General features: G+C 66.4%; 5 protein-coding genes and 1 pseudogene. 5 read left to right on the forward strand and 1 reads right to left on the reverse strand.

Features of this window, described 5'->3' with window-relative positions; all coding sequences use genetic code 11:
* The first annotated feature begins 552 nt into the window (after positions 1 to 552).
* The 5 genes from RN629_RS11980 (at position 553) to RN629_RS12000 (ending at position 9,932) form a co-directional block, all read left to right on the forward strand.
* Entirely contained in the window at positions 553 to 3,195 is a 2,643-nt protein-coding gene (locus RN629_RS11980; RefSeq protein WP_407035428.1) for a TonB-dependent receptor, read from the forward strand.
* Between the two features lie 414 nt (positions 3,196 to 3,609).
* Positions 3,610 to 6,570, forward strand: a complete 2,961-nt coding sequence (locus tag RN629_RS11985; RefSeq protein ID WP_407035429.1) for a TonB-dependent receptor — start codon at positions 3,610 to 3,612, stop codon at positions 6,568 to 6,570.
* Between the two features lie 144 nt (positions 6,571 to 6,714).
* On the forward strand, positions 6,715 to 7,281 hold the full coding sequence (locus RN629_RS11990) for an RNA polymerase sigma factor (protein ID WP_407035430.1): 567 nt from the start codon (positions 6,715 to 6,717) through the stop codon (positions 7,279 to 7,281).
* A gap of 76 nt (positions 7,282 to 7,357) precedes the next feature.
* Positions 7,358 to 8,371 carry a FecR family protein gene (locus RN629_RS11995; protein ID WP_407035431.1) on the forward strand — a complete coding sequence of 338 codons (1,014 nt, stop codon included), beginning with the start codon at positions 7,358 to 7,360 and terminating at the stop codon, positions 8,369 to 8,371.
* A complete protein-coding gene (locus tag RN629_RS12000) occupies positions 8,343 to 9,932 on the forward strand; it encodes an alkaline phosphatase D family protein (protein WP_407035432.1) in 1,590 nt (529 codons plus the stop codon). Before RN629_RS11995 ends, RN629_RS12000 begins: the two co-directional genes overlap by 29 nt.
* 79 nt (positions 9,933 to 10,011) lie before the next feature.
* Here RN629_RS12000 and RN629_RS12005 read toward each other — a convergent pair.
* Positions 10,012 to 10,118 (reverse strand): annotated as a pseudogene (locus RN629_RS12005) (IS5/IS1182 family transposase); the annotation flags it as partial.

Genomic DNA, 10,118 nt, shown 5'->3' on the forward strand with positions numbered 1-10,118 from the left:
CCTTGGTGCCGATAGGCCGATAATCGTAGGACAAATGAGGGGCGGGCGATGAACGCGCGCCAAGGCGCAGGCCGCGATACCGATGTGCCGCGCGGGGGCCATCGATCGATATTGTCATATTAATAAGATTATGCTTTGTGCGGGGCACACCGGGCAAAACCGGACAGGAGAGGGGCGATGGGCAGGAATCGGAGCCGCTGGGCATGGTCTTGTGCCGCGCTGGCGCGGGCATGGACGGGGCCGGTGCGCGCGCAGAGGTGGAGCGATCACGCGGTCGGCGCATCGGGCCGGCAGGTCTATGCCCATAGCCATGCCATCCTTTCCTATCCGAAGCAGAGTAGCGTCGCCATGCGCAGGGACCAGCCAGTCGCCGCGCGGGCGCGGGCGCCTTCGACTGGGAGCTACATGCCCGCCCCGGCTGGAAGGGCAACACGCTGCGCAGGCCCGACCGGAGCGGCACATCGCCGCCGCGCGGGCGCCGTTCTGACGGTGCGCCTGGTCTGATTTTTAACGAACATCATAACGGAATAGGTCATGCGGAGGGGGTTTGAGATGCGGTCTGGTATTGCGGCGCGGATGACGCTGAGCAGCATGGTGGCGATCGCGGCGGCGATGGGGGCGACCCCCGCCATCGCGCAGGATGCGGCGCCGGACGAGCCGCCGAGCAGCGCGGACATCATCGTCACCGGCATTCGCGGATCGCTGCGCGACGCGTTGAAGGCCAAGCGCGCCAATTCGGAAGTGACCGAGACGATCTCGTCCAAGGATATCGGCGTCCTGCCCGATGTGACCATCGCCGACCAGCTTGCGCGCCTGCCCGGCGTCAACGCCACGCGCGACCGCGGCAATGCCAGCCAGGCGGCGGTGCGTGGCCTCGGTCCGCGCCTCGTGCTGGGCCTGGTCAACGGGCGCGAGGTCGCTTCGTCCGAGCCCGATCGCAATGTCCGCTGGGAGAATTACCCGTCGGAAATCGTCGCGGGCGTCACCCTCTACAAGTCGCAGGCGGCGGACCTGATCGCGGGCGGCGTGGCGGGCACGATCGACATCCGCACCATCCGCCCGCTCGACTATTCGGGTCCGGCGCTGACGCTGCGCGGTGGCGCGCTGTACAATGACGGCGGCAAGGACATTCCCAACTATTCGCCCTGGGGCGCGCGTGGTTCGGGCCAGTGGGTGCAGAAGCTGAGCGACACGCTGGGCTTCTATGTCGGCGGGACCTACCAGAAGCAGCGCAACGGCTTCGAATCCTTCCAGGGCTGGGGCTACAACACCGTCGACACCGGCACGCCGCCCAAGCTCAACGGCCAGCCGGTCAACGCCCCCTGGGGCGCGCAGACCGAGGTCAAGGGGCTGGCCGAAACCCGCTGGAGCGGCAGCGCGGGGTTGCAGTGGAAGCCCAACGAGCATTGGGACATCAGCGCCGACGTCCTTTATTCCAAGGTCAAGATCGACGAGCGCCAGTATCAGCAATGGTATGGCCGCCAGAATGGCTGGGGCGACTGGGGCGGCACGATCGGTGCGCCGGGCGACATCTATCAGTCGGGCAATTACACGCTGGTCGGCAACACGATCACCGGCGCGACGCTGAACAATTTCTCCTCCGTCACCAACATCCTGTCGCATTATAACGAGGACAAGGACCTGATCGCGAGCGGCCTGAACGCGCGCTATTCGGGCGATGGCTGGACCGTGACCGGCGACCTGTCCTATTCGGAGGCGAAGCGCGACAATGTCTGGGCCGCGCTGGCGACCGAATCCTATCCGCAGACGACGACCTTCGCGACCGGCGCGGGGCAGATCCCCTCGATCACGGTCAGCAGCAACCCGTCCGACCCGACGGCGCAGGTCATCCCGTCTTATTATCCCGGCCTGTATAACGGGCCGCAGCGGCTGAAGGACCGGCTGGGCGCGGGCAAGGTCGATTTCTATCATGACCTGAACGGTGGCTTCTTCACCGGCATGGGCGTCGGCATCCGCTATTCCAACCGCATCAAGGAGATGGTGACCAACACCGCCAGCGTCACCACGAAGAATGGCGGCAACTACGCCATCCCGGCGAACCAGCTCCAGTCCTTCACGCTCGGCAATTTCACCGCGCCGCCGATCCTGTTCGGCGATTATGACGCGATCGCGGCCAATGCGCTGACCATCGGCACGCCGACGCTGAACCCGTCGCAAAGCTGGCGGGTGCGCGAGAACGACTTCGAGGGGTATCTGAAGGCCGACTTCGCGCAGGATCTGGGCGCGGTGCCGCTGAACGGCAATGTCGGGGTACGCTTCGTCGACGTGACGACCGACAGCACGGCGCAGAGCGCGATCACCTCGTGGAACGGGACGGCGAACGTCACCAGCTATGCGCCGGTCAACGCCAATGCGCATTATTTCCGCGCCCTGCCCAGCGTGAACCTGAACTTCGACCTGACCCAGCAACTGAAGCTGCGCGCGGGTGCGGCACGGGTCATCGCGCGGCCGCCGCTCGACGAACTGCGCGCCAATCAGGCGCTCAGCTTCTATCCGCCCAACCTGACCGGATCGGCGGGCAATCCGTATCTGCGCCCCTTCATGGCGACGCAGGGGGATCTGTCGCTGGAATGGTATTTCCACGACAATGCGCTCCTCGCGCTGGCGGGCTATTACAAGGATGTCGACACCAATATCGGCTATACCCAGCGCCAGGCGGTGATCGGTGGCCAGACCTATTCGATCACCGGCCCCGCCAATGGCAAGGGCGCCAATATCTACGGCGCCGAGATGACATTCCAGACGCCCTTCTGGTTCGTGCCCGCGCTGAAGAATTTCGGCGTCTATTCCAATATCGCGCTGGCCGGATCGAATGTCCGTGAACTGGCCCCGGCGAGCAACCCGCTGCCGATGGTCGGCCTTGCCAAGTTCACTGGTGAGTTCGACCTTTATTATTCGGCGCATGGTATCGACGCGCGGGTCGCGGTGAAGCATCATACGCCGTTCACCGTCATGTATGGCTGGGACGCGTCGCAGCTGACCCGGCTGGACTCGGAGACGATCCTGGGCGCGAGCATCTCGGCCGAGATCATCAGGAACGTCTCGGTGCGGCTCCAGGCGAACAACCTGACCAACCAGGCGGCGCGCTTCACCTGGAACAACGACGTCAACCAGATCGCCCGGTACGAGAAATATGGGCGCAGCTATCTGTTCGACGTGACGGTGAAATACTGATCCCAGTCGTCGGGTTCCGGCTGGGCTCCGGTCGGGGCCCAGCGAGGCGCGATCGGGAAGAGGAGGAGGGGGAGGCGGCATCCGGTGCCGCTCCCCTTTTTTGTGATCGTGTCGGGTGGGAATCGCGGCGGACGGCGGCGGCGGCGCCCATTGGCATGGGCCGGAGCATCGTCGTCAGGCCCCCGAAGGCGTCCCTGAGACCGATCGCCTGCGTGAGGAAGCCGATCCCGGCTGGCGCGACCGGCACGCTCGCATGACCGACCGTCGCCGCGCCTTCTGCCGACACTCCCGGGCCGGAAAAATCCGGCCGCGCATGGCGGTTTTGCCATCCCCGTGCATCGGACGGGCAAAGCGGCACATCGCCGTCCACATCGCCGTCAGGGAGGGCCTCATCCGATGCATCGTCGTTCGACCATGTTTGTCCTGTTTTCCAGCGCGTCCATGCTCGCGGCACCCGCCTTGGGCGCGTTGCCGGTCCGCGCCGACGGAGTGCGCACCGTGCGGTTCGACATTCCTGCGGGCACGCTTGCCGCGGCGCTGAACGAGGTCGGGCGGCAGTCGGGCGTGCGCGTGGCGTTTCCCTATGATCGGGCGAGCGCGCATCGGGTCGCCGCGCTGAAAGGAGTCATGACGGCGGAACAGGCGGTTCGCGCGCTGATCGTCGACAGCGGGTTGACGATCAGCGTGGCGGGCAGCGACCACATCCTCCTGGCCGCCACCGCGCCACGGCCGGCCAGCGCACAGGCGATCTCCGCCGCGCGGGACGCGGGCGATGGCGGCGAGGTCGTCGTGACCGGCTACCGCCTGTCGAACCGGCGCGCACTGGCCAGCAAGCGCAACAGCGACCAGGTGATCGACGCGGTCAGCCAGGACGAGGTCAGCCAGCTTCCCGACGTGAACATCGTCGAGGCGGCGCGCCGCATCCCCGGCCTGTCGGTCATTTCCGACCGCGATTCCTCGCGCGGGCACGACAATTACCAATATGTCACCATGCGCGGCCTCGACAGCCGGTACAATCTGGTGACGGTCGACGGGGCGCAGGTCGCCAGCGCCGACTCCAGCTATCGCGGCGCGCAACTCGCCATGCTTCCCGCGACGTTGGTGAGCGAGATCCAGGCGATCAAGACGGTGACCGCACAATATGATCCCCATGCGCTGGGCGGTCAGCTGAACCTGGTGTCGAAGAGCGCCTTCGATACCGGCAATTTCTTCACCGCGCAGGCGCTGGGCGGCTGGACGTCGCAGGACGGTAAGGTGGTGCCCGACCGCGGCGCCAATATCCGGGCGAGCGCGACCGGCGCGCTGACCTTCGGCGCGGGCGACCAGTTCGGGCTGGTCCTGTCGGGAGAATATCAGCAGCTTCACGCCTCCGCGCTCGCCAGCCTGCCCGGGGATAGCGGGGGCGCGGGCTGGACCTATTACAAGGCGTCGGGCGCCCAGACCGCCGATATCGCCGCCTCGACCGGTGCGGCGGTGCCGGTGCGGGTGCAGGATTATGCGTTCGACGAACGGCGCGAACGCTATAGCGTCAACGGCAAGTTCGAATATCGGCCCGGCGACCATTTCGGCCTTACGGTGTTTGCCGGCTATTATCACGAAATGTCCGACGAGGACCGGTACGAGGCACTGGCGCTGCCCGCCTCGGGCTACAAACCGGGCGCGACCGCCGATACCGGCACGCTGACCAGCGGCAATTACCAGCTCGGCCTCGTTGCCCAGCCCGAAAAGCGGCGCACCTGGTTCCTCAACGGAACGGCGCATTATGATTTCGACGACAAGCTGAAGCTGAAGGTCGGCGTATCGGACTCCAGCGCGCGTTACAGCGAAGACCGCTGGATGTACAAATGGAACACCGGCATGGTCATCACCGCGACTTCGGCCAAGACCTCGAACAGCGCGGCCTATGGCTATGGCTATCAGACGATCGGCGGCGTGCCCTATATCGCGATGAACGACGCGGCGGCGGCGGCGAATGCCGCGAATTACGGTCCGCGATACTGGCGCAATATCGATTATGCGATCGAGAATACGGTGCGATCGCTGCGGGGCGATCTCGGCTGGAACTTCGACGAGAATGACCGGGGCCTTGGCCTCGACCTCGGGGTGAATCAGACCCTGACGCGGGTCGACAACAGGCTGAACTATCGCGAATGGTTCGCGAAGAATGCGGCATCGGCCGCATCGATCGGCACTCTCGACCAATATGCGCAGCCGACCGTGTTGCGGCCGATCATGGCGACGGGCATCAATTTCTACCTGATCGATCAGGCCAAGGCGGCGGCCGTGCTGGCCGATCACCCCGACTGGTTCCGCGAGAATGGCGGCCGCGTGTCCGACAGCAACAGCGGCTATTATGCGCTCCGGGAATCGATCACGGCCGGCTATGGACAGGTCCGTTGGCGCGCGGATAGCTTCAACCTCCAGGCGGGACTGCGCTATGACAGCACCGCGATCGGCGTCACCACCCATGTCAACGGCACCAGTGCGTTGCTCAGCCGCGCGCGCAGCTATGCCTATGCGCTGCCCTCCGCCATCGCGACCTGGGACGTGACGGGCGCGGTGAAGCTGCGCGCCGGGATCAGCGAGACGATCGGTCGCCCGGACTATGGCCAATATGGCGCGACGACCACCTATTCCAACGACGGCACCGCGACGTTGAGCGTCAGCCAGGGCAATCCCGAGCTGAAACCACGTCGCGCCTGGAACTATGATCTTTCGGCCGAATGGTATGTCGACCATGGCGGCCTGCTTTCCGCTGCGTTGTTCTACAAGGATATTCGCGACGAGATCTTCAACAGGACCAGTACGTTCAACAACTATGCGTTTGACGGCGTCACCTACACCTCCGCCACGGTGTCGCAGCCGGTCAATGCGTCGCGCGCGGCGATCAAGGGGCTGGAGGTCCAGGCGATCAGGGACAAGCTGGATTTCCTGCCGGGACCGCTCGGGGATCTGGGCGTCTCGTTGAACGCGACCTGGCTGGAGGGGCATTTCGACTTCATCATGGATGATGGCGGTGCCCGGCGGATCGGCGCGCTGTTCAACCAGCCGGACCATATCTACAACGCCTCGCTCTATTACAGCACCGGGCCGCTCAACGTGCGTCTCGCGTGGAACCGGATCGGCGCGTCGCCGGTGTCGGTCGATTCGCAGGTCGCATGGCGGGACATCTGGGCAGATTCGCGCGACCAGATCGATTTGCAGGCCAGCTATTATGTCCGCCCCTGGGTCCAGCTCACCGCACAGGTCCAGAACCTGACCAAGACCGCGTTCGAGGCGCATCTGGGGCAGGACCGGGAATTGCTGCAGACGCGCTATCCGGTCGGGCGGACGATATGGTTCGGCGTGGTGTTCAAGCCGCCTGTCCGCAAATGACTCGGCCGCATGGCGGATGGGCGGCTCTCCTGCGGAAAAAACGACGGGAAAGCCGCCCATCTGGCATAATGGCCGGGTGGGTGTCACAGGGGCGTATCATTGGCGGCCTAGCCGGATGGTCCCGCTTCCATTTCAGGCTGTCCGATGTCCTGGCTTCGCCCGATCGACGCATGGTTCGCGTCCGCCATCCTGCCGCACGAACCCGACCTGTTGCGGCAGGCACGCCGCTGGGCGGCGGACGAGGACGAGGCGCGCGACCTGGTGCAGGAAGCCTATGTGCAGCTTTTCCAGCTTACGGCCTGGGACGGGATCGCCAATCCGGCGGCCTATACCGTGCGCATCATCCGGAATTGCGCGTTGCAGCGGATGCGGCGGGCGCGGATCGTTCCCATCCGGCAATTTGCGGGGCTGGAGGAACTGGATCTCGCCGATCCCTTGCCCGACAGTTTCGCGGTGGCCGCCGGACGCGAGGAATGGCGGCGCCTGACGGCGGGGATCGACGCGCTGCCCCCCGCCTGCCGTCGCGTGGTGCTGATGCGCAAGTTCGACGACATGCCGCCCCGGGCGATCGCCGAGAAGCTGGGGCTCAGCCTGTCCACCGTGGAGAAGCAACTGGCCCGCGGTATCGAGCTGCTGTCGCGCACGATGCGCGCGAGCGCGGAACAGGCACCCGGCGAACCCGCGCTGCAACAGACTCTACGGAAAGCCTGACACCCATAATGGCGGTTTTTTCGCATTCGTGCATCGGACATAACGCCCCTTTGCAAATCAGGACGGGCCGAATTCGTTGAACGACCAGCAGCGTCAGGATGAGATCGCGCGCGACGCGGCCGAATGGCTGGCGGCGCTGGACAGCGGCCGGGCCGATCGCGCCGCGTTCGAGGCCTGGCGCGCCGCCGATCCGGCGCATGCCATCGCCTTCATCCGCGCGGACCGGACATGGCGGCAGCTCGATCGCTTTTCCCGCATCGGCGAGCGGCCGGCCGATCCGGAGCCGGATGCAGTCGCCGGGGACGATGATGTGGGCGCGGCGCTCACGCGGCCGACCCGGCGTCGCCTGGTCCAGGCGGCGGGGCTGGGCACGCTGGCGGTGGCGGGCGGGACGATCCTGGCCGTGCAGCGCGCCGCGGCGAACGTCATCGAGACCGCCGTGGGGGAAAGGCGGCGGTTCTTCATCGACGAGAAGACCTGCCTGAACCTCAATACCGCCACCCGAGTCCGCTGGTGGCGGGCGGATGACGGGCTGGAGGTCGAACTCGATCGGGGGCAGCTTCTGATCGATCTCGCGCCGGGCGCGCCGGTGTGCACGGTGCGGGCTGGCCCCGCCGAGTTGCGGCTGGGCAGCGGCGCGTTCGATGTCCGGCTGACCGCGCCCGAAAAAGCCGATGTCGTCGCCATCCGGGGGCGGGCCAGCCTGACGACGGGGCATGGCGGCCGCGCACTGCCCCTGCAACGGCGTGAGCGCCTCTCCGTGTCGGCCGAGGGTGCGACGCCGCCCGAGCGGATCAGCGACGACGCTATCCGCGTCCGGTCGGCATGGCGCGAGGGCGAAGTGATTTTCGAAGGGCAGACGCTGTCCGAAGCGATCGCGGAATATAACCGCTATCTGCGCAAGCCGATCGTGCTGGCCGACCCCGCGGCGGGCGATGTGCGGCTTGGCGGCCGGTTCCTCACCGACGATCCGGGTGAATTCCTGGAAGCGCTTCGCGTGAATTTCGGCTTGCGCGCCGACATCCTGCCGGACCAGATCACCCTTCATGCCCGAGGTCGCGATGACGGACACGCTCTTCAACAATCCTGATCGCCGCGTCGTGCTGCGCGGTGCGGCTCTGGCCGGGTCGGCCGGGCTGGTGCTGGTCGCGGCGCGCGCGGCCGGCTTTTCCGGCGAGCGGCTGTTCACGCTGGGCGTGGCGTCCGGCGATCCGACGCCCGATGGCATGGTGCTCTGGACCCGCCTGGCCCCCCGCCCGCTGGAAGGGGATGGCGGGATGCCGGATCGCGCGGTCCCGGTGCGCTGGGAGATCGCCGAGGACCAGGGGTTCCGCCGGATCGCCGCACATGGGACCGCGATCGCGGAGCCGCGCTGGGGCCATTCGGTCCATGCCGAGCCGCGCGGGCTGCGCCCCGATCGCGATTACTGGTATCGGTTCGTCGCCAATGGCGAGGCGAGTCCGGTCGCGCGCACCCGTACCGCCCCGGCCTTCGATCAGGATGTCGACCGGCTGCGCCTCTGCTTCGGTTCCTGTCAGAAATATGAGGCGGGGCAGTATGCCGCGCACCGCCTGATCGCGGCCGAGATGCCGGACCTCGTGCTGTTCCTGGGCGATTATATCTATGAGAACCCGCCGGAGCGCGATGTGCGCATCCACCTCAATCCCGAACCGGTCGATGTCCCCGGCTATCGCGTCCGCTATGCGACCTACAAGCTCGACCCCTTGTTGCAGGCGGCGCACCATGCCGCCCCCTGGGCGGTGATCTGGGACGATCATGAGGTCGCGAACGACTATGCCGACGCGCTGGACGAGCATAATGACGATCCCGCCACATTCCTGCGCCGCCGCGCCGCCGCCTATCAGGCCTATTGGGAGCATTTGCCGCTGCGCGCCGCCCAACAGCCGCATGGTTCGAATGCGCAACTGTACCGGACGCTGAAATGGGGGCGGCTGGCCGAGTTCCAGCTGATCGATGACCGCCAATACCGCTCCGGCCACCCCTGCCAGCCGCCCGAATTGTTGGCGCAGCATCGCGATTACCGGACGATCGTGGAGGATTGCGCGGAACGGCATGACCCGGCCCGCTCGATCCTGGGCATGCGGCAGGAGGCATGGCTGAAACAGGCGTTTACGGAATCGCGCGCGCGGTGGAACCTGCTGGCGCAGCAGACGCTGATGGCGGACTGCCCGCGCCTCAACCCCCGGCAGCCGGATACCGGACCGGACGTCTATACCGTGGACAATTGGGGCGGCTATCCCGCCACGCGCGACCGCATCCTCCGCCATTGGCGCGATGCGAAGATCGCCAATCCGGTGGTGATGAGCGGCGACATCCATGCCTTCGCCGCCGCCGATATGCTGGACCCCGACCTTCGCGACGGGCCGCCGATCGCGGCGGAATTCGTCGGCGGATCGCTGACCAGCAAGAACCATGATCCGCTGTTCAAGCGCAGCATCGCCCGGGCGGCGGGGTTCCGTTTCGGCGAGAACGCGGTCCGGGGCTATGCCGCCGCAACGATCGACCGCAACCGATGCGACGTGCGGTTCGTCGGGCTGGACAATCCCGCCGATCCGCAAAGCACGGCGCGGACCATCGCCGATTTCGTCGTCGCAGCGGGGGTGCCCGGCATCGCGTCGTCGAATATATGAACCATCGCCCGGCTTGATCGACGGCAAGTCCGCGCCCGGCCGAACAAGGTTTCCACCGTCTAGGGTCAGGACTCGTTGATCACAGCCAGAAGATGACGGTTGCAGCGAGCGCGATGGCGGAGAGGAAGACGGTCGGGCACCGATCGTAGCGGGTGGCGACGCGGCGCCAGTCCTTCAGGCGTCCGA

Source organism: Facivitalis istanbulensis (assembly GCF_040560405.1).
GTDB lineage: Bacteria > Pseudomonadota > Alphaproteobacteria > Sphingomonadales > Sphingomonadaceae > Sphingomonas > Sphingomonas istanbulensis.